The following is a 20942-nucleotide window of genomic DNA, read 5'->3' as shown; positions in this document are numbered from 1 at the left end:
GGTGCCGCTGTTTCCGGCACCGGCTCGCTGCCCTGATCATAGCGGCCCACCACCCCGGACAAAAGCCCGCCCGGGCCGGATCTCATTGTCTATGCAGGTGCGCTTCCAGTTGCTCCAGTCCGGCGCTCTGCTCTGCCCGCTCCTCAGCGCGCATATCGTCGAGTCGTTTCTGGATTGCCCCGAACACGGTACCTTTCAGATAGCGCTTGCCTCGGCCTGCTTTGCCCGCTGCCTTGCCCATCAAGAGCTCCACGGCGTCCTCGACCCTTGTGACGGCATGAATCGTGAACTTGCCGGCCTTGGCTGCATCCATGACCTTCTCATTCAGCATCAGGTTGGACACATTGGTGGAAGGAATGATAACCCCCTGGTCGCCGCTCAGACCCTTGAGCTCACAGGCGTCAAAGAAACCTTCGATTTTCTCGTTGAGGCCGCCAACAGGTTGTACCTCTCCGAACTGGTTGACCGAGCCGGTTACCGCAAAGCGCTGCTGAATGGGAATCTCAGACAGTGCCGAGATCAGCGCACAAAGCTCCGCCAGGGACGCGCTGTCGCCGTCCACTTCAGAATAGGATTGCTCAAAAGTCAGACTGGCGGACAGGTGCATGGGGTGCGTCCGGGCAAAATGGCTCGCCAGCCACGAAGAAAGGATTAGCACACCCTTCGAGTGCATGGACCCGCCCAGTTTCACATCGCGCTCGATGTCGATAATGTCGCCGTCGCCATAGTGGCACACCGCCGATATCCGGTTAGGCATGCCAAATTCGTAACCCCCTGTGCTCAACACGGACAGCGCATTGACCTGGCCTACCACCAGGCCCGTGACGGACAGCAGCGTAGTGCCGTCGGCGATGCTCTGGTAAATATGATCCCGGATCCGGCTACTGCGGTGCCGGGCACTTTCCAGGGCCTGGTCAATATGGTCGCGGCCGATTTGCCGGGCTTTGCTCTGGCGTGCCCAGAAGTCCGACTCCCGCAGGAGGTTGGCGATGTCCGCGGCGTGGAGTGAAAGCCGGTCCTGGTGTTCAGCCAGCCGGGCACTGTATTCGATGATCCGGGCAACAGCGGTTCTTGAGCAGTGCAGCAAGTCCTTCTCAACCACCAGACTGGCGATGAACTTGGCGTAGAGACTCTGGCTTTCGGGCGTACGGGGCATCTCGTTTTCGAAGTCGGCCGTGACCCGGAACAGCTCTGCAAACTCGGGATCATGCTCCTGCAACAGCAACCAGGTCTCGCGGTCACCGAACAGCACGATTTTGACCTCAAGCGGGATAGGCTCGGGTTCCAGGGAAATGGTGCCGGAGAAAGTCAGCTCGCGCTCCAGGGAGTTGATCGTCAACTGCCGCGAGCGCAGGGCCCGCTTGAGGCCGTCCCATACGTAGGGCTGCTCCAGCACCTTGATCGCATCCATTAACAGGTAGCCGCCATTGGCCTTGTGCAGACTGCCCGGCCGTATCAGCGAAAAGTCAGTGAAGACCGTCCCTTTGTAGGTGACATTTTCCACGTAGCCGAACAGGTTGTGGTACGTCGGATTGTCCTCGACGATGACCGGAACCTTGTCATTCTTGTGGTGTACCAGGAGATTGACCAGATAGCGCCGGGGCATTTTGCGGTCAAGGGCGGCGTAGGCAAACGCAGCCTGGTCTTCGCTGTCCTCCAGGAAGATGTCCAGGTTGTCGACCATGTCCTCCCGCATCGCTTCCAGGTGTTCCACGATCTGGGGCTGGGATTGATACTTCTCGGCGAGCGCCTGCAGCAAATGCGCCGCCACCGAATCGATGGTTTCCTGGTTCAGCAACAGCTGCTTCTCGGTGTATTCCTGCTCCCATTCGGCGAACCGGCGCAGCAGACGCCTCAGTTTTTTCTCCAGCTTGTTGATCTTCTCTTCGAGAGCCTCGCGCTCTTCTGCAGCCAGAGCAGCAAAAGAGTCCGTGGTGTGAGGCTCATCGCCGTTCATGCCCACCAGGCGATAACCCCCCGGCGTGGTCACCGAGAGATCGACACCCTTCTTACGGGCCTCAGCCGCAAGCTTGGCCAGTTCGCCTTCGTGACGCCGGCCGTATTCGTTCTTGAGTTTCTCGGCCCGGTCCAGGAAGCGTTCATTGTCGAACGCCTGGGGAATGGCATTGACCAGCCGCGCCATGAGTTTTTCCAGATCCTGCTTGAGCTGGTGGCCCATGGACGGGGGCAGGCGCAATACTTTCGGCTCCCGGGGATCGTCGTAGTTCGGCACATAACACCAGTCTTCAGCGCTGTGCTCATGCTCCGCAAACTGGTCCAGGTACCGCATCATCATGGTGCGCTTGCCCAAGCCGTTGGCTCCCACCGCGTAGACGTTATAACCGCCGTGGGGCATGGCCATGGCAAAGCGGACGGCCTCCTGGGCCCGGCCCTGACCAACGATTTCATTCAACGGCTTCAAGGATCGGGTGGAGCGGAACGGAAGGTCTTTCTGGGTGCACGGCTTATAGAGCTTGGACGGAGCAAGTGGCTTCAAAATCTTATCCTGTAGTTGCGAGCGGCTCTATCCAGGGCGAGCAGTTGAAGCCAAGGCCCGAGAAGCTCTCGGGGCATGATGGCATACGCGACCTGCAGCGGCATCCTGGTAAATAACCCGGCATTGTACCGGGTTCGGGGACCCGGCCATAACCCCTGGCTCCGACCTGCCGGAGGCATTGCCGTCAAAGGAACAAGCGGTTAAAGTTTGCACAATTGTGGCCGATAGCCTTCCGATGAACGCTCCCGTGTTTGCTTTAACCGGGAGCAAAGGCTGGTCTCCAAAAGGACTGCGAGACTCATAGTGTTGAGCCAAACTGCCTGGGTGGCGGTTGAGTGCTCCTCAAACTGCGGAATACGCTGAAATGGAAATTCGACGCGACAATCTCGGGTACGCCAGCGCTACCGATCCCAAGCCCTCCAGTCCCAGCCAGGGCGTTATGAAAACAGAGCGGCTGCAAATCCCGGAGCGGGAAGAGAGCCAGGATCGCCGCCGCCGTCCGGACCGGCGCCGTCGGAGACAATCGTTCGCGGGACCTGACCGGCGACGTAAATCTGACCGGCGCCAGCCAAAGCTGTTAAACAGCCGCAGGCCTCGGGAAGAACCCCTTGAGGACCGTCGCGGTCGGATTATCGACGAAACAGTCTGAGGTCAGGACTTCCTGTCGGATTCGGACCGGGCCTCCCGCACGGCTTTGTCGTCCGGGTTAACGTAAAAGTCCTGCTTTTCCACCGTCTTCATATTCGGGTCTTCAACCGCGTTCTGTTTTCGCCCTCGCGCGAGCCAGACAGCTACCACCACGACAATAACGATCAGTATGAGCCATTTCATTGGGGCGCTCCTTGCGCTGGTTCGACTGTTTGCCAACTTCCTTTCTAGCGGTTGGCGCCAGCGGGCGTCAAGCGACGAAAGCTGAATTGACTACCCCGCCGGTAACCCTGTCCCAGCCTCCCGGGCATGTTCGAGCGCACCTTTAAGCGAATCGGTCAGGGTGACCTGAGCCATTAGCCCATCCAGGCCGCTACGCATCAGGATCTGGCGTGGTGCGGACGGCAAGTCTGCAATTGTCACCGCGATTTTTCGCGCAAGCAGGTCCTCGATCAGCCCAACCAGCGCCACTGCTCCACTGGCGTCGATCACCGGCACACCGTCCATGTAGAAAATAACCCGATGGAATGAATCCGGGACCTGGCGTAAGGTACCGACCGTTTTTTCCGCTGCCGCAAAAAACAGCGGCCCGTCAAACCGGTACACCCGTACCCCGGGCGGCGGTGTACCGCTCATCCGTGGGCTGGTGTCATCCATTACAGCGACACGGGCATGCTGGGCCATGGTGCGCATGAACAGCAGTGAGGCCAGCACAATGCCCACGGCTATGGCCATGACCATATCGACAAATACCGTGAGCGTCAGGCACACCAGCAACACCAGCACGTCTTCACGCGGCGCCCGCCGTATGACTCTCACCACATGCCGCGCTTCACTGATGTTCCAGGCCACGACCAGCAGCAACGCCGCCATCACGGCCATAGGCACGAAAGCCAGGTAGCGGGCCAGCAGCAGGATCCCCGCCAGAACGGTCACCGAGTGAATGGCTGCCGCAACCGGCGTTCGGCCGCCGGCGCGCACATTGGCCGCGGAGCGGGCGATCGCCGCTGTAGCGACAAAGCCACCGAAAAACGGCGCGACTATATTGGCGAGCCCCTGCCCGACCAGTTCGCCGTTGGCGTTGTGTCTGGTCCGCGTCATCCCGTCCAGCACCGTCGCGCACAGCAGGGATTCGATAGCGCCCAGGGCGGCAATGGCCATGGCCGGGCCCAAAAGCGACTGAACGGTAGACCATGAAAAGCCCAGTGGCAGAGCGTCAGGACCAGGGTAATCCCAGGGCCACTGGAACGCCGGCAATACCGGCGGAATACCGCGCCCCTCGACCCCGTCGATCAGGTAACTGAAGCGCGACCCTATGGTTTCAATACCTGCGGCGCCAGGTAGCCAGTATTCCAAGGCCAGCGCCAACAGGGTTCCCGCCAGCACAGCGATCAGGTGGCCAGGAATTCTTACCCCCAATCGCGGCCAGAGAACCAGGATAACCAGGGTGACCAGGCCCACCAGGAGCGTGGGCAGGTGTACCGCATCAACCTGTTCGATAAGCGCGCCAAGCCGACCGGTGAAGCCCTCTGGCAGGGTCTCGACGCCCAGCCCGAGGAAATCATTGAGCTGCAGGCTCGCAATTACCACCGCAATACCCGCTGTAAACCCGAGGATGACGGCATTGGGCACAAACTGCAGCAGACGACCCAGCCGTGTCAGCCCCAACATGACCAGCATCAGCCCGGCGAGAAACGTAGCGGTCAGCAATCCGCCGAGGCCATAGTTCTGTGCGACAGGTACCAGCAGGACTACGAAGGCGGCGGTCGGCCCCGTCACGCTATAGCGGGAGCCACCCAGCAGCGCCGCGATGAGGCCCGCGACAATAGCCGTATAAAGCCCGTACTGGGGCGGGACTCCGCTTGCGATCGCCAGCGCCATGGCCAGCGGAATCGCGATGATCCCGACCGTTAGGCCGGCCCACAGATCGGCCAGCAGGTCAGCCCGACCGTAGCCCTTCAGCACGGTGTCCCGTATACCAGCCCCAAACCGTATCTGGGTCAGGTGTCTATCAGGCATATTGACTCCCGGATTATGGAACGGATACACGCCAGAACGGCGACACAACACAGATGGGCGTGCCCGACTGGCCGGCACTTGCCCGAGGTGTCCTGCCGCATCCCTGTGAAAATGAATCTCCTGCAATATAACAGATCGGGCCTGGGCCACGCCCGGGGATTAGAGGCTCAGACCTTGTCAGTACCTCATCTCGGCCGATCCTGCGCTGGAGAGCAAAATCCTGTATATGCGGGGATAGGCCACCGATCAGGTTTATCGAGAAGAGACTCGACCTCACCGGCGGTTTGGTTTACGTTTACGTAAACTTCACCCTTTTCGGCTGGCGCACCGGTATTTCACATGACTGAGAAACAGAGCTTCACCATCAGCGAACTGGCGCGGGAGTTCGACGTGACGACCCGGAGCATGCGCTTCTATGAAGATGAAGGTCTTTTGAGGCCAGAGCGGGTCGGCCAGAAACGCATATACAGCTCACGGGACCGGGTTCGCCTCAAGCTGATCCTGAGGGGCAAACGCATGGGGTTTTCCCTCGCCGAGACCAGGGAACTGTTTGATCTCTGGGACGCCACCCCGGCGGGCGATGAGCGACAGCTGAAGCTCATGCTGAAGACCCTCGACCGCAAGCGCATGCAGCTTGAGCAACAGAAGCAGGACATCGCCCAGGCTCAGATTGAGCTCGACAGTGCCGAGGCGCGCTGTCGCGAGGCGCTTGCCGAAGTGCGGCGAAAACAGGGAAAACCAGCATCCCACCTTTAGCCAATTAAGCGACTTAGCCAGTAAACGAGTTAGTCACGCACTGCACCAATCTGTTAGTCCACCAGAAAACAAGCTCGAGCCACCTGACAACAAGAAGGACATCCCATGAGCGCCCGATCCGCCACACCCTATTCTGACTTCAGCTTCGGCCTTGGCGAGACGGTCGACATGCTCCGGGAGCAGGTCAACGCCTTTGCTGCGAGTGAAATTGCGCCGCGCGCGGCCGAAATAGACCAGGATAACCTCTTCCCGGCAGACCTCTGGCGCAAGATGGGAGACATCGGTTTGCTGGGGATTACCGTAGACGAAACATACGGCGGCTCTGCCATGGGTTATCTGGCGCACACCGTAGCCATGGAAGAGATCAGCCGCGCTTCGGCTTCGGTCGGGCTGTCATATGGCGCCCACTCCAATCTCTGCGTAAACCAGATACATAACAACGGCACCGAAGCGCAGAAGCAGCAATACCTGCCGCGGCTGGTGAGCGGCGAGCACATCGGCGCCCTGGCCATGTCCGAACCCAACGCCGGCTCCGATGTGGTTTCCCTCAAACTCGCCGCCCGGGACGCCGGCGACCACTATGTACTCAACGGCAACAAGATGTGGATCACCAATGGTCCCGATGCCGATGTGTACGTCATCTATGCCCGCACCGACGCCCAGGCGGGTTCAAAGGGCATCACCGCGTTTATCGTCGAACGCGGATTCGAAGGCTTTAGCCAGGGACCGAAACTCGACAAGCTGGGCATGCGTGGCTCCAATACCTGCGAGCTGATCTTTCAGGACTGCAGGGTGCCGAAGGAGAACATCCTCGGCGAACTCAACCGGGGCGCGAAAGTGCTCATGAGCGGGCTGGACTACGAGCGTCTCGTGCTGTCCGGCGGCCCGCTGGGCATCATGCAGGCGGCCATGGACGTGGCCGTGCCCTACATTCGCGAACGCAGACAGTTCGGCCAGGCCATCGGCGAGTTCGAGCTGGTGCAGGGCAAGGTGGCCGACATGTACACCCGCATGAATGCGTCCAAGGCCTACGTCTACATGGTCGCCCAGGCGGCGGATCGCGGCGATTCGACGCGCAAGGACGCTGCCGGGGCCATTCTCTACTCAGCGGAGATGGCGACCCAGATAGCCCTGGATGCGATACAACTGCTCGGCGGCAACGGTTATATCAACGATTACCCCACTGGCCGCCTGTTGCGCGACGCAAAACTCTACGAGATCGGTGCTGGCACTTCCGAGATACGCCGGATGCTGATAGGCCGGGAACTGTTCCTCAACAATTAGGCCGGCCAACAGGAACACATCTTATGCCCCTACTGCAGAGCAAGATAAATACCCAGGCTGAGGACTATCAGAGCAAGCAGGCCGCCATGACGACGGCAGTCGCCGACCTGCGCGAAAAGGTCTCCCGCATCCAGGAGGGTGGCGGTCCCGAGTACCAGGCGCGTCACCGTGCCCGGGGCAAGCTGCTCGCCCGGGAGCGCATCAACCGGCTTCTCGACGAGGGCACGCCCTTTCTTGAGCTGTCACAGCTCGCGGCCTACCAGACCTACGACGAAGAGGTTCCTGCGGCCGGCATCATTACCGGCGTCGGCCGGGTGTGCGGCATTGAGTGCGTGATCATCGCCAACGATGCCACGGTTAAAGGTGGCAGCTATTATCCCCTGACCGTAAAAAAGCACCTTCGCGCCCAGGAGATCGCCGAACAGAACCACCTGCCCTGCATCTACCTTGTGGATTCTGGCGGGGCCAATCTGCCAAGACAGGATGAGGTGTTTCCGGACAAGGATGATTTCGGGCGAATCTTCTTTAACCAGGCCCAGATGTCGGCCAAGGGTATCCCCCAGATCGCCGTCGTCATGGGCCTGTGTACGGCCGGGGGTGCCTATGTGCCGGCCATGGCCGACGAGTCCATCATCGTGCGCAACCAGGGCGCGATCTTCCTCGCCGGCCCGCCCCTGGTAAAAGCCGCAACGGGAGAAGTGGTCAGTGCTGAAGACCTGGGCGGGGCTGATGTCCACTGCCGGACATCGGGGGTTGCAGACCATTATGCCGAGAATGACGCCCACGCCCTCGAGATTGCCCGACGCTGTGTCGGGCACCTCAACCGAGCCGGACAGCCCAAGCTGGAAACGCGCCCAGCCCCTGATACAGCCACCATAGCGCCACCGCGCCACAGCCCCGAGGAGATCTACGGCATCGTTGGCACCGACCTGAAAAAGCAGTTCGACGTGCGCGAAGTTATCGCTCGTGTCGTAGACGATTCCGGGTTCGACGAGTTCAAGCCCCTCTACGGCACGACCCTCGTCACCGGCTTTGCGCATGTGCACGGGTACCCGGTCGGTATCATCGCCAATAACGGCATCCTCTTCAGTGAATCTGCCCTCAAGGGTGCGCACTTCATTGAGCTGTGCTGCCAGCGACAGATTCCGCTGCTATTCCTGCAGAACATCAACGGCTTCATGGTCGGCCAGAAGCACGAGGCCGAGGGCATCGCCAAGCACGGCGCCAAAATGGTCATGGCTGTGGCCTGCGCTACGGTGCCCAAGATCACCGTGCTGATCGGCGGCAGTTTTGGCGCCGGCAATTACGGCATGTGCGGCCGCGCGTACAACCCGGACTTCCTCTGGATGTGGCCGAACGCGCGTATTTCTGTCATGGGTGGCGAACAGGCGGCGGGCGTCCTTGCGACAGTCAGGCGCGAGGGCCTGGAGCGCAAGGGCCAGAACTGGTCGGAGGAAGACGAGGCACAGTTCCGCCAGCCGATCATCGACACCTACGAGCAGCAGGGTCATCCCTACTACGCCAGCGCGCGGCTCTGGGATGACGGCGTCATCGACCCGGCCCAGACCCGGGATGTGGTTGCCCTGAGCCTTGCGGCAACCATCAACCGCCCGGTCGTGCCCACACGCTTCGGCGTCTTCAGAATGTAGATTGGAGAAAGATCATGCGGGATATTTCAGAAGACACCGGCGGATCCGTGCTGCTTCGTCGCCGCGCGGCTGGCGTCGCGGAGCTGGTGCTGAACCGCGCAGAGAAAAGCAACGCCTTCGACGACAGCATCATCCAGGCGCTCATTGCGCGGATCGCCGAGGCCGACCAAGATCCCACTGTCAAGGTGGTCATCCTCCGTTCTGAAGGCAAGCATTTCTCGGCCGGAGCAGACCTGGCCTGGATGCAGAGAATGGCCGCGAACAGCCATACGGAAAACCTGGAGGACGCGCGTCAGCTCGGGCGCCTGCTGGAAAACCTCAATACCCTCAGAAAGCCGACTATTGCCCTGGTTCAGGGCGCCGCCTACGGGGGCGCTGTCGGTCTGGCCGCCGCTTGCGATATCGTCATTGCCTCCACCCAGGCAAGGTTCTGCCTCAGTGAGGTCAAGCTGGGGCTGATCCCCGCCGTTATCAGCCCCTACGTGGTCAGGGCTATAGGCGAGCGCCAGTGCCGCCGCTACTTCATTACCGCAGAGGTTTTCTCTGCCGAAGACGCGATGAATTTCGGTCTGGTGCACCTGATAGCGGATTCGAATGAGGCCATGGAAGCCCGCTGCGATGAATTACTCAGGCAGATGCGCGGCAACGGCCCCATTGCCATGCAGGCGGCCAAGTCACTGATCATGGCGGTCAGTCACAAACCCCTCGACGGCACAATGATCGAAGACACTGCTCGCCGCATTGCCGATATCCGGGTCAGCGACGAGGGCCAGGAAGGGCTGGGGGCGTTCCTCCATAAACGTCAGCCGAGCTGGATTTCGGAGAACGATCACGATGTTCAGTAAAATACTTATCGCCAATCGCGGCGAAATCGCCTGCCGCATCATCCAGACGGCGCACCAGCTGGGCATCCGTTGCGTCGCGGTCTATTCCGAAGCGGACAGCAACGCCCGGCACGTTGCCATGGCCGACGAAGCTTTTCTGATCGGTCCTGCCTCCAGCGGCGAGAGCTACCTGCGGGTCGACCGCATTATCGAGGTCAGCCTGGCCTCCGGCGCCCAGGCGATCCACCCAGGGTATGGTTTCCTGTCGGAAAACACAGCCTTCGCCGAAGCTTGCCAGGACAATGGCCTGGTCTTTATCGGGCCGCCCGCCAGCGCCATCGCAGCCATGGGCTCAAAGTCAGCGGCCAAGGCCATCATGGAAAGCGCCGGTGTGCCCCTCGTTCCCGGTTACCACGGCGGCGACCAATCCCCCGAGCGTCTGCGTGCCGAAGCCGAGCGCTGTGGCTTCCCCCTGCTACTGAAAGCGGTGGCCGGCGGTGGCGGCAAGGGCATGCGCGTGGTCAGTGACGCGACTGAGTTCGACGAAGCGCTGGCGGCGGCAAAACGTGAAGCCCAAAGTGCCTTTGGCAATACGGATATGTTGATCGAGCGCTACCTGCGCCACCCGCGCCATATCGAGATCCAGGTGTTCTGCGACCAGCATGGCAACGCGGTCTATCTCGCCGAGCGGGACTGTTCGGCCCAGCGCCGTCATCAGAAAGTCGTTGAGGAAGCGCCCGCCCCTGGCCTGAGCGAAGCGACCCGCCGCGCCATGGGCGAGGCTGCGGTCAAGGCGGCGCAGGCCATCGATTACGTTGGCGCCGGTACGGTAGAGTTCCTCTACGACCGCGACGGTGCGTTCTTCTTCATGGAGATGAATACCCGTCTGCAGGTGGAGCACCCGGTAACAGAAATGATCACCGGGCAGGACCTCGTCGAATGGCAACTGCGGGGCGCAACCGGCGAGCCCCTGCCCCTCAGCCAGGATCAGATACGCATACGCGGCCATGCCGTCGAAGCCAGGATCTACGCCGAAGACCCGGAGAATGGCTTCCTTCCGGCAACCGGCACCCTCCGCTACCTGCGTACGCCGGCCGAAAACGCCCACATCCGGGTCGATACCGGGGTGGTGGAAGGGGATCAGATCAGCATCCACTACGACCCCATGATCGCCAAGCTGATCGTCTGGGGCGAAACCCGCGCGCAAGCCGTCAACAGGATGGTCCAGGCGCTGGAGCACTACCGCATCGTGGGGCTGAAAACCAATATCCGCTTCCTCCACGCGCTGATAGACGCCCAGCCTTTTCGGGATGCAGCGCTGGATACCGGGTTTATTGAAAGCCACGCTGGCCTGCTTTTTCCGCAGCCCCGGCTCGCCCTGCACCATGCGTTAGTGCTGGCCGCAGGTTTTATCCTGGAGCAGCGTCGCAGCCGCGAGCCGGCGAATGGGCGTACCGGTTCGCCCTTCGGCTGGCATGACAGCTGGCGCTTGAATTCAGATTACGCCCGGCTATTGCGACTGCAGGTAGGCGACGACATCCATGAACTGGAAATCGTTGTGGGTAAAGCCAGCCCGGACAGGCAGGTGGGCGGAAACTACCAGGTGCGCATTGGCGATAGTCATTACCCGCTCAACGCCCAGCTTCAGAAAGATTTTCTGACCGCGACAATCGCGGGCCATCGCATTGGCCTGTACGGCCATCTGGATGACGGAACCTTGGTGCTTTTCCATGAAGGCGAGACTTTTACCTGCAGCGAATACCGGGATACCTTCGACACCCAAGCCGAGACGACTGAAGGTAGCCTGACGGCGCCCATGAGCGGTGCGATCATCTCGCTGCTGGTGAAAACCGGCGACACGGTAGTTGGGGGGCAGACCCTGGTCATCCTGGAAGCCATGAAGATGGAACACGTCATCAGGGCGCCTGCGGCGGGAGTGGTCAGCGATGTGTTCTTTGCCGAAGGGGATCAGGTCGCCGACGGCGCGGAAATCCTGGCTGTAGCCGTCGAACAGAAGGAGCCCGTCTGATGGCTTGCGCCGACGCGACTGCGGAGCAGTTGCCCGATAGCTTCCCGGGAAAAGTACGTCTGGTCGAAATGAGCCCCCGGGACGGCTTGCAGAATGAACCGGGCCGCATCATCGCCACGGCCGTCAAAGTCGAACTGATCAATCGCCTGGCTGACTGCGGCCTGAATCACATCGAAGCGGCCAGCTTCGTCTCCCCTCGCTGGGTGCCGCAGATGGCGGATGCGGCCGAGGTTATGGCTGGCATCGGGCGCGTGCCTGGGGTGAGGTACGCAGCGCTGACGCCGAACCTGAAAGGGTTTGAGCAAGCCCTGGCGGCTGGCGTCGATGAGGTGGCCGTATTTGGCGCGGCGTCGGAGGCCTTCAGCCAGAAAAACATCAACTGTTCCATAGCCGAAAGCCTGAAACGTTTCATGCCAGTAGTGGAGGCCGCCCGCGCCCAAGGCATCCCCGTGCGCGGCTATGTTTCTACGGTGCTGGGATGCCCCTACCAGGGCGATGTCTCTCCGCAACAGGTGGCGAGCGTGGCACGAGAACTGTATGCCATGGGCTGCTACGAAATCTCCCTCGGCGATACCATTGGCGTCGGCACCCCGCTGCAGGCCAAACGGATGCTCGAAGCGGTTGCCCGGGAGGTGCCGGTTGCGCGACTCGCCGCGCATTTCCACGATACCTACGGGCAGGCCCTGGCGAACCTCTATGCGGTCCTCGAGGAAGGCATCGCGGTGATCGACGCGTCGGTGGCCGGCCTGGGCGGTTGCCCTTATGCCCGCGGCGCCTCCGGTAATGTCGCCATGGAGGACGTGCTCTATATGCTGAACGGCCTGGGCATCGACACCGGCGTCAGCCTCGATAAACTGATCAAAACGGGCTTCTGGATAACCGGCCAACTGGGTCGCCAGAACGGCTCCAAAGTGGCGCAAGCCTGCGGTCCGGCTCAGCCCCTCCTGGGCCCATCCTGACTCAGGCGTCTTCGGGCAGAAGTCCTTCCGTTGCCAGGGCTGACCTGATGCTGTCCAGCGCTTCCGGGTTTGCCATGGCGTCCCGGTTGTCGGCACGGGCCGCGCCATTGAGCAGGCGAGCCACGGCGAGTTCGACCTTTTTGCCGCTACGGGTATAAGGAATGTCGGGCACGGCGATAATATGCCTGGGTACGTGCCGCGGGCTGGCACCTTCGCGAATGCGTTTTTTAAGCCGTTGCTCCAGTTCAGGATCAATGTGCTGTGCTTCTGCGAGGACCACCAACAGGACAATTTCCACATCCCCCGCTATCTGACGTCCCACTACCAGGCTATCCCTGACTTCCGCTTCGGTTTCGACCTGACGGTAGATCTCCGCGGTACCTATGCGTACGCCACCCGGATTGAGCGTCGCGTCTGAGCGACCGTAGATTATGGCGCCGCCGTGCTTGGTAAAGCGGACATAATCACCGTGGGCCCAGACCCCCGCGAACGTATCAAAGTAGGCTGAGCGGTAGCGCTCGCCGCCAGGGTCATCCCAGAAACTGATCGGCATCGAGGGCAGCGGCTGGCGGCAGACCAGCTCCCCGCGGCCTGAAGTCAGTGCCCTGCCCTGCTCGTCGAAGGCAACGGCATCCACACCGAGAAAGCGACATTGGATCTCTCCCCGGCGCACCGGCAGCAGTGGCGTGCAACCGACGAAGCAGGCCGCAATATCAGTGCCGCCGGAGATAGACCCAAGCAGCACATCAGGGGCGGCATAGGTGTAGAACCAGTCGTAGTCTTCGGGCAAGAGCGGCGACCCCGTGGAGAATACGACCCGCAAAGCTTCCAGATCCAGCTCCTTCCTGGGTGCCAGTTCCGCCTTGCGGCAGCCAGCGATGAAGCGCGCACTGGTCCCGAAATGAGTCACTTTCTCTGCTGCGACCGTGCGCCATAGCGTCCCAATGTCCGGATACCCCGGCGAGCCGTCCACGGTCACAAGGGTTGCGCCGGCTAGCAGAGCAGAGGCCTGCCAGTTCCACATCATCCAGCCGCAGGTCGTGAAGTAGAGCAATCGGTCGCCGCTGCCGATGTCACCGTGCAGCATCAGCTCTTTGGCGTGGTTTACCAGCAAGCCAATCGCACCGTGGACGATGCACTTGGGCTTGCCGGTCGTTCCTGAGGAATAGAGGATGTAGACCGGGTGGTCCGGTGGCAGTTGTATAAACGAGGGAGCGGCACCGTCGCCTGACGCCAGGGCATCCTCCCATGAGGTAACCAGAGGCCCGGGTATTGCTGGCTGGTCCGGCAGTTGGGCGATGCTGACAACGCAACGCAGACTGGGCAACCCAGCGACAAGCTCTGCAAACGCCTGCTGCCGCGGGAAGACTTTCCCACCATAACCGTAGCCGTTCACAATGATCAGAGCCGCAGGCTCAATCTGGCCAAAACGGTCGAGGATGGCACCCACACCGAAGTCCGGCGAGGCGGAGCTCCAGATTGCGCCCATGCTGGTCGCGGCCAGCATACCCACCAGTGCTTCGTAGCCATTGGTCACGACCCCCGCAACGCGGTCACCGGTCTGAATGCCGCGCGTATGCAGGAAGGCTTCCAGGGCACCCACGTCCGCACGCAGCTGGCTGTAGCTCCGGCGCAAGACGCCTCGGGTTTCGCAGACCGCTACCACAGCCTCGCGGTCAGCATCCGGCGTCTCAGCCGAACGCATCAGGTTCTCGGCGAAGTTCAGTCGCATGCCGGGAAACCATTTCGCGCCCGGCATCATGGTTCCACTCAATACCCGCTCAGCCGGAACACTGCACCGCAACTCGCAAAAGTCCCAGATCGATTGCCAGAAAGCGTCCAATTCTCGAATGGACCAGTCGTGCAGTCCGTGATAATCCCCGACTGTGAAAGGACCGAAACCCTTCTGGTTGAGCCAATCGAGATAGCGGCCCATGTGGCTGTTACGTAGCGTTTCGGCCGAAGGGGTCCAGACCACAGGTGATTGTTGTTCTGTTTCCATGCGTGCTCCTGCTCTCGTCTACTGCGTCAACCGCTCCCACGCGGGGCGCTTCAGGGGTCGGTCCAAAATCCTGATGAGCATACTACGGCCGCCAGTGGCGCACACCTGCCGTAGCGCTGCGCTGGAGTCTGGAGACAGGGTTGGGCATCAAGGACCTGCGGGCAACGCCCACCGGAATGCGTACCGCGGCGGGTAGTTGGATTGAAGACGAAGATTGATAGGCACGGATGAGCATGAAACACGGGCGCGGAATACGCGTATCGGCCGCGGACGCCGGGATGCAAGCGTACTGGTGTGCTGGGCGCACAAATGAAAACGCCGGGGCAAGCCCCGGCGCAAAGATTCAGCGAGTCGCTGTGAATCAGATCAGTTCTTCGTCCGCCGTATCGGCGGGCACTTCTTCTTTCTTCGCAGCCGGCTTGGGCATCATTTTATCGCGTATCTTGGCTTCGATCTCGTTGGCGATCTCAGGATGCTCTTCCATAAACTTGGCTGCATTGGCTTTGCCCTGCCCGATCTTGTCGCCATTGTAGGCGTACCAGGCACCCGACTTGTCTACGAAACCTTCCTTCACACCCAGATCGATGATTTCAGCGGTATGATAAATACCCTTGCCGTACATGATCTGGAACTCTGCCTGCTTGAACGGCGGCGCCACCTTGTTCTTGACCACCTTGACCCGGGTCTCGTTACCGATAACTTCATCGCCATCCTTTACCGCACCCGTGCGGCGGATATCCAGACGTACGGAGCAGTAGAACTTCAGCGCGTTGCCGCCGGTCGTGGTCTCGGGATTGCCGAACATGACGCCGATTTTCATACGGATCTGGTTGATGAAGACCAGCATGCAGTTGGCGCTCTTGACGCTCCCGGTCAGCTTGCGCAGTGCCTGGGACATCAGTCGCGCTTGCAGGCCTACATGGGAATCGCCCATCTCGCCTTCGATTTCAGCCTTGGGAGTCAGCGCGGCCACGGAATCGACGATGATGACATCAACCGCGTTGGAGCGGACCAGCATATCGCAGATTTCCAGAGCCTGTTCGCCGGTGTCCGGCTGGGAGACCAGTAGGTCATCAATGTTGACGCCGAGCTTTTCGGCATAGATCGGGTCTAGCGCGTGCTCGGCATCAATGAACGCACAGGTTTTTCCTTTCTTCTGAGCCTCGGCTATGACCTGCAGTGTCAGAGTCGTCTTACCGGAGCTTTCCGGCCCGTATATTTCCACCACGCGACCCAGGGGCAAGCCACCAATACCCAAGGCGATATCCAGCCCAAGTGACCCGGTAGAAATAGCAGGCATGGCTTCTCGGGGTTGGTCACCCATTTTCATGACCGAGCCCTTGCCGAACTGGCGCTCGATCTGGGTAAGCGCCGCGCTGAGTGCCTTCTTTCTGTTGTCGTCCATTCTGCCGCCTTCTCTCTCGTGTCTGTTTTCTGGTGGTGCTGACTGTATATTTGAACAGTATTATGCACATCCCTCCAGTCCTTGCCAACCACTGCCGAACAGATTGCGGAAATTACCCATAACAGCAAATTCGACGAGAACCAGCCCTTGCCACAGCCAGGGGCGAGCGATGAGATTAACCGGTGCAGTTAAACAACCGTCATTGGGGTCATGCGCGGGACTATTCCACAATTGTCCCAAGTGCTTGCGTCATGTTTGCACATTATCCGGCGAAACTGCTCTTAGCGCCGGAAGTCTTCCGCCGGCCCATCAAAACAGGAGAACACTATGAACACTTTCACCAAATGGATCGCCACTGGCCTGCTGACCCTGCCCCTCATCGCAACTGCCGGGCCACACGGCAACTCCATGGAAGGTCACATGGACAAGCGGCTCGATCGTATGAAGAGCCACCTCGAGCTGACGGACGAACAGGTGCAGGAACTTCGCGGTGTCTTTGATGAGCATCATGAAAAAATGCAGTCACTGCATGAGTCCATGCAGGAAGATATGAGGGAGATTCTGAACCCCGAGCAGCAGGAAAAGTTTGCAGAGATGCACAAGGAGCGGGTCGAGATGATGAAAGAAAAAGGTCATATGGGCCACGACAGGAACGACCGCGATAAAAAAGGCGAGCACGGCAAGAATCACCACTAAGCCGCAGTTTCGGAGGCTGGCATCGAAGCGCCTTCGGCAAGCCAGCCTCTACGGCTGATGGTCTGTCAGCGCAACAGCCCCTGCAGGCCTTTCAGGGCAAAAAGTACAGCCTGGCGGCGAATACTGTCCCGATCACCTTCAAAATGCGCGCTGGCGGCCTCGGGCTGGTCGCCACGACGGCCCCAGGCAAACCATACGGTACCGACCGGTTTTTCCTCCGTACCACCGCCCGGCCCAGCCACACCGGTTATCGCGACCGAGAGATCCGCCTGGGACACGGCGAGCGCGCCCAACGCCATCTCCCGCGCTACGGGCTCGCTGACAGCACCGAAACGGTCCAGCACATTCTCCGACACCCCCAGCAGACCCACCTTTGCTGCGTTGGAATAAGTGACGATGCCACAATCCATATAAACCGAACTGCCAGGGCGATCAGTCAGAACTTTGGCCACCCAGCCGCCCGTGCATGACTCCGCGGTCGCCACTTTCAGCCCGCGTTCGGCCAGGCTGTCGCCCAACTCGCCCAGCACCTCCGCCAAAGCCAGATCGGTAGGCTCTACCATGCTTTTCTCCTGTTTCCGGAAAGCTGATCGCCAACACTCAACTCGGTCTCAACTGCCCCGAGCATAAACAATTTGACCGGGGCTTGATACAAACTGCCGGCCCGCCGGATCGGTGCACAGCCGGCTTCGTGCGAGGCGATTACCCGAGTTTAAGCTCGGGCGAGGCCGGGCACGGCTTATAATGCGCAAACACGTCGAGACACTTGCCAGAGCTCGGCGGGCGGTCCACTCTGTGATGTTCCGGGATACCAGGACCATAGCTTGAGCAGATGACAAGGAGGTTTTTATGCAGAACCGTGAAGGAGAAAAAGTCCCCCAGGTAAACTTCAAGGTCTACCAGGACGGCGACTGGGAAGAAATTTCCTCGGACCAGGTTTTTGCCAACAAGACCGTTGTCCTGTTCGCACTACCTGGGGCTTACACCCCGACCTGTTCCTCGCTTCAGACGCCCTCATTCATACGCTATGCAGACAGATTTCGAGAATACGGTGTTGATGACATCGTCTGCCTGGCCGTAAACGATCCGTTCGTCATGAACGCCTGGCAGATGGACCAGGAGGCCCAGGTAATCAGGTTTCTGCCCGACGGCAATGGCGAGTTTACCGAAGGCATGGGCATGCTGGTCGACAAGAGCGAGTTGGGCTTCGGCAAGCGCTCCTGGCGTTACAGCATGCTGGTCAAGGACGGCGTAATCGAAAAAATGTTCATAGAGCCCGAAGAGCCAGGCGACCCTTACAAAGTCAGCGGCGCCGAGACAATGCTGGGCTATATCGACCCGAATTTTCGTCCCCCCGAGCAAATTGCCGTTTTCAGCAAGCGCGGCTGCCCCCACTGCCATCGCGCCTTCAAGTTGCTTGAGGAAAAAGGCAAGCGTTACGAGAACATCGAACTCGGCAGCAACGGCGTTGACCACAGTTCTCTTCGGGCGGTTTCCGGTAACAATACTACGCCCCAGATTTTTATTGAGGGAAAACTGATCGGCGGCGCGGATCAGTTGGAGGAATACTTTCAGCAAGGCGAGGCCTGAGCGCTTCAGGTCCCGCCGCAATCAGGGTCCGCGTCACAAGATGCCCGGGCCTTGGCGTTCTCAGGCTGCAGCGTGCTGTGGGCGATGTCGAAGCGCTCTCGTAGAATCGACTGCAGCTGAGGGAGAATGTCAGGCCAGTTCTGCATGGTCTCCAGATCAACATGGGCCGCCAGCGCGTGACTCGTGGAGGACAGGCTCCAGATGTGCATATCGTGGACCGCCTGCACGCCTTCGATATTCCCTAACGCCTGGCTGACTTCCCGGGAATCGATGCCGCGCGGCACGCCTTCCATCAGGACCCTCGTTACCTCGTTCAAAAGACGTACGGCGGACACCAGAATCAACAGGCAGACAAACAGCGACAACAGCGGGTCGACAACATTCGGCCCACCCAGGTAGATAATGACCCCGGTGGCCAGAGCGGCTACCGAGCCCAGCAGGTCACCCATGACGTGCAACAGTGCCCCCCGCACATTCATGGTCTGCTCACCCCGCATCAAAACCCATGCGACACCAATATTGACGAACAGTCCCGTGCCGCCGACGAGCAGGACGATGTCACCGTTCACAGCCGGAGGATCAGCCAGACGACCGACCGCCTCGAAAGCGATGAATACAATAACCGCAAACATGAACATGACGTTGAACAGCGCACCAAGCACCTCTGCCCGCTGCAGCCCAAAAGAGTGCTCACGTGATGCGGGCCGGGCCGCCAGCCATGCCGCGAACGCCCCGACCGCAAGAGACAATGAGTCAGTAAGCATGTGCCCGGCGTCAGACAGCAGGGCCAGTGAGTCGGCCCATACGCCGCCAATGATCTCTACCACAGCGAAGCTGGTCGTGAACGCCAATGCAAATAGCAGGGTTCGGCTGCTGCCATGGCTGTGACCGCCGCCGTTGCTGTGGCTGTGGCTATGGCTATGGCTATGACTGGACATATTCCCGTTCCTTATTCAGTTTGGCGCCGCCCCCAACCATCAGACGCCGACTGTTTGCACCGCGACAGCTCAAGACATGTCGCCGCAATTCACGTTGGCCCGGTCGAGCAGACGAGCCAATGGAAGCACGCCCATTAAAATCCCTGAACTGACTACAGGGTCAAGCGGACAGACGCGGAAAATAGGCTGAAGCAGCATAGGTACGATGACAGGCATCCAGTAAGGTAAGGCATCAGCAGAACCTCCCGGCCGTGGCGCGCCGGCGAGCACGTGCCATTCCTGTAGTGGGCTTCTGTTGGCATTGGCGACGAGCTAAGAAAGCCGGGATACGCGCTTTTTAACGGCTACGCTGAGGTACGGGGCTGCTACTCTGACAGCTCGCCTTTTGCATGTGAGTACCGGTGGTCGAGCCGCACGGCAATGAGCCCGTGGTGAGCCCCTCTATGATTCCACAGTTCTCGACGGCCCTACTGTTGGTGCAACGCTGGCGTAGCTCACGCAACTGCGCTTCCAGCGACCGCAGGGCGTCGATCTGGGCGACGACATGACGGGTATGGCTGTCAATCAACTCATTGACTTCACCACAGTCTTCCTGGGGTCGGTCCCACAGCCGCAGGAGCTCGCGGATCTCGTTCAGGCTCATATCCAGGGTCCGGCAGTTGCGCACGAACAGCAGGCGCTCCAGATGGGCATCGGTGTAGACGCGGTAGTTGCCGTCACTGCGCTTTGGCTCCGGCAATAACCCCTCTTTTTCCCAGTAGCGAATCGTCTCCACTGGCGAATTGATCCGTTTGGCAAGCTGGCCGATCTTCATAAGTCATTCTCCATAGACGCAAACACTATAGTAGCTCCAGGGTAGTCGAGCCCACAACACACGGCGCTGGGCGCTTAGGTGCTTGTGCTTGTGCTTGTGCTTGCGTTTACCGCTCAGCCGGGCTTCAGCCTTCCCTGTCGAATCGCAGCATTCGCGCGCACCACTCGTATAGGCGGGGCTTCCCGTTTTGTTTACACTGCCAGAGAGGCCAACTGCATGCATACGCGCAGGTGCTGTGCCAGCCGGCAGTGGCCTCAAGCCAATGAGCCCATTTCACTCAGGAGCGACCAACATGGACGTCAAAAAGCTTTTAACCGCAACCACTCTCTCCCTCGGCCTCGCCGGCACCGCCCTGGCCCAGTCCGGCGACCAGGTACAATTGAAAGTCACTCAGTCCGACATCTACGGCAGCTATATTACTGATGCCGAAGGACGCACCCTGTACCTCTTCACAACTGACACGCAGGGCGACGGAAAGTCTGCCGCGCAAAGTAGCTGTTACAACGGGTGCGCAAAAGCCTGGCCCCCCTTAACGACCGAAGAGCAGCCAGAAGCCGGCGAAAAGTTGCAGCAGGATCTGCTGGGAACCTTCGAGCGCAAGGATGGGAACACCCAGGTAACCTACGGCGGCTGGCCGCTATACTACTTCGTCAAGGATACAGGCGCAGGCTCAGTCACCGGGCAGGATAAACACGGCTTTGGCGGGGAGTGGTACCTGCTGGCACCAGATGGGACCAAGAACGAAAAGCAGAAGGACAAGAACGAGAAGCACAACAGCAGCCACTGATGCGAAAGGCCATGCGATAGCGCCTTGGCGCCGGCCAGAATGGCG

The 20942-nt window shown here is 60.2% G+C and carries 18 protein-coding genes; 10 read left to right on the top strand and 8 right to left on the bottom strand.

Annotated features, from left to right (window positions below; translation table 11 throughout):
- Positions 1-82: 82 nt before the first annotated feature.
- Positions 83-2497, bottom strand: a complete 2415-nt coding sequence (locus tag soil367_RS05300; RefSeq protein ID WP_136547629.1) for a Lon protease family protein — start codon at positions 2495-2497, stop codon at positions 83-85.
- Between the two features lie 364 nt (positions 2498-2861).
- Between soil367_RS05300 and soil367_RS05295 the strand changes: the two genes are divergently transcribed.
- The gene (locus tag soil367_RS05295; protein WP_136547627.1) at positions 2862-3146 is read left to right on the top strand and encodes a hypothetical protein; all 285 of its coding nucleotides are present in this window, start codon (positions 2862-2864) and stop codon (positions 3144-3146) included.
- 2 nt (positions 3147-3148) lie between these two features.
- On the opposite strand, the gene soil367_RS05290 is transcribed toward soil367_RS05295, so the two are convergent.
- Positions 3149-3328: a hypothetical protein gene (locus soil367_RS05290; protein ID WP_136547625.1), complete on the bottom strand. Its 180-nt coding sequence runs from the start codon at positions 3326-3328 to the stop codon at positions 3149-3151.
- A 90-nt stretch (positions 3329-3418) separates the two neighbouring features.
- Complete coding sequence (gene dauA, locus soil367_RS05285) at positions 3419-5164, bottom strand: C4-dicarboxylic acid transporter DauA (RefSeq protein WP_136547623.1); 1746 nt, start codon at positions 5162-5164, stop codon at positions 3419-3421.
- A 339-nt stretch (positions 5165-5503) separates the two neighbouring features.
- Here dauA and soil367_RS05280 point away from each other — a divergent pair, with 339 nt between their 5' ends.
- From soil367_RS05280 to soil367_RS05255, 6 genes are all read left to right on the top strand, one after another.
- Positions 5504-5920 (top strand): MerR family transcriptional regulator, encoded by a 417-nt coding sequence (locus soil367_RS05280; RefSeq protein ID WP_136547621.1) that lies wholly within the window; start codon positions 5504-5506, stop codon positions 5918-5920.
- 105 nt (positions 5921-6025) lie between these two features.
- Complete coding sequence (locus soil367_RS05275) at positions 6026-7204, top strand: isovaleryl-CoA dehydrogenase (RefSeq protein ID WP_136547619.1); 1179 nt, start codon at positions 6026-6028, stop codon at positions 7202-7204.
- Between the two features lie 23 nt (positions 7205-7227).
- The gene (locus tag soil367_RS05270) at positions 7228-8853 is read left to right on the top strand and encodes a carboxyl transferase domain-containing protein (protein ID WP_136547617.1); all 1626 of its coding nucleotides are present in this window, start codon (positions 7228-7230) and stop codon (positions 8851-8853) included.
- 14 nt (positions 8854-8867) lie between these two features.
- Positions 8868-9698, top strand: coding sequence for an enoyl-CoA hydratase-related protein (locus soil367_RS05265; RefSeq protein ID WP_136547615.1), 831 nt, complete (start codon positions 8868-8870; stop codon positions 9696-9698).
- Entirely contained in the window at positions 9688-11706 is a 2019-nt protein-coding gene (locus soil367_RS05260) for an acetyl/propionyl/methylcrotonyl-CoA carboxylase subunit alpha (protein ID WP_136547613.1), read from the top strand. Before soil367_RS05265 ends, soil367_RS05260 begins: the two co-directional genes overlap by 11 nt.
- Entirely contained in the window at positions 11706-12665 is a 960-nt protein-coding gene (locus tag soil367_RS05255) for a hydroxymethylglutaryl-CoA lyase (RefSeq protein WP_136547611.1), read from the top strand. Before soil367_RS05260 ends, soil367_RS05255 begins: the two co-directional genes overlap by 1 nt.
- A gap of 1 nt (position 12666) precedes the next feature.
- Here soil367_RS05255 and soil367_RS05250 read toward each other — a convergent pair whose 3' ends face one another.
- Entirely contained in the window at positions 12667-14667 is a 2001-nt protein-coding gene (locus tag soil367_RS05250) for an acetoacetate--CoA ligase (RefSeq protein WP_136547608.1), read from the bottom strand.
- Positions 14668-15028: 361 nt separating this feature from the next.
- The gene (gene recA, locus soil367_RS05245) at positions 15029-16072 is read right to left on the bottom strand and encodes a recombinase RecA (RefSeq protein ID WP_136547606.1); all 1044 of its coding nucleotides are present in this window, start codon (positions 16070-16072) and stop codon (positions 15029-15031) included.
- Between the two features lie 327 nt (positions 16073-16399).
- Here recA and soil367_RS05240 point away from each other — a divergent pair, with 327 nt between their 5' ends.
- Positions 16400-16768, top strand: coding sequence for a Spy/CpxP family protein refolding chaperone (locus soil367_RS05240; protein WP_136547605.1), 369 nt, complete (start codon positions 16400-16402; stop codon positions 16766-16768).
- Positions 16769-16833: 65 nt separating this feature from the next.
- On the opposite strand, the gene soil367_RS05235 is transcribed toward soil367_RS05240, so the two are convergent.
- Positions 16834-17331: a CinA family protein gene (locus tag soil367_RS05235; protein WP_136547603.1), complete on the bottom strand. Its 498-nt coding sequence runs from the start codon at positions 17329-17331 to the stop codon at positions 16834-16836.
- Between the two features lie 286 nt (positions 17332-17617).
- Here soil367_RS05235 and soil367_RS05230 point away from each other — a divergent pair, with 286 nt between their 5' ends.
- Positions 17618-18358: a glutathione peroxidase gene (locus tag soil367_RS05230; protein ID WP_136547601.1), complete on the top strand. Its 741-nt coding sequence runs from the start codon at positions 17618-17620 to the stop codon at positions 18356-18358.
- 5 nt (positions 18359-18363) lie between these two features.
- Here the strand turns inward: soil367_RS05230 and soil367_RS05225 are convergent, their stop codons facing one another.
- Together soil367_RS05225 and cadR are read right to left on the bottom strand one after the other, a co-directional pair.
- Positions 18364-19296, bottom strand: a complete 933-nt coding sequence (locus soil367_RS05225) for a cation diffusion facilitator family transporter (protein WP_136547599.1) — start codon at positions 19294-19296, stop codon at positions 18364-18366.
- 337 nt (positions 19297-19633) lie between these two features.
- Entirely contained in the window at positions 19634-20110 is a 477-nt protein-coding gene (gene cadR, locus soil367_RS05220; protein ID WP_136547596.1) for a Cd(II)/Pb(II)-responsive transcriptional regulator, read from the bottom strand.
- Positions 20111-20402: 292 nt separating this feature from the next.
- Here cadR and soil367_RS05215 point away from each other — a divergent pair, with 292 nt between their 5' ends.
- On the top strand, positions 20403-20897 hold the full coding sequence (locus soil367_RS05215; RefSeq protein WP_172962273.1) for a COG4315 family predicted lipoprotein: 495 nt from the start codon (positions 20403-20405) through the stop codon (positions 20895-20897).
- Positions 20898-20942: the final 45 nt, after the last annotated feature.

This window comes from Hydrocarboniclastica marina, from assembly GCF_004851605.1.
GTDB classification, from domain to species: domain Bacteria; phylum Pseudomonadota; class Gammaproteobacteria; order Pseudomonadales; family Oleiphilaceae; genus Hydrocarboniclastica; species Hydrocarboniclastica marina.
The sequence above is the reverse complement of the archived record's forward strand: the minus strand, read 5'-3'. Positions and strand labels throughout refer to the sequence as shown.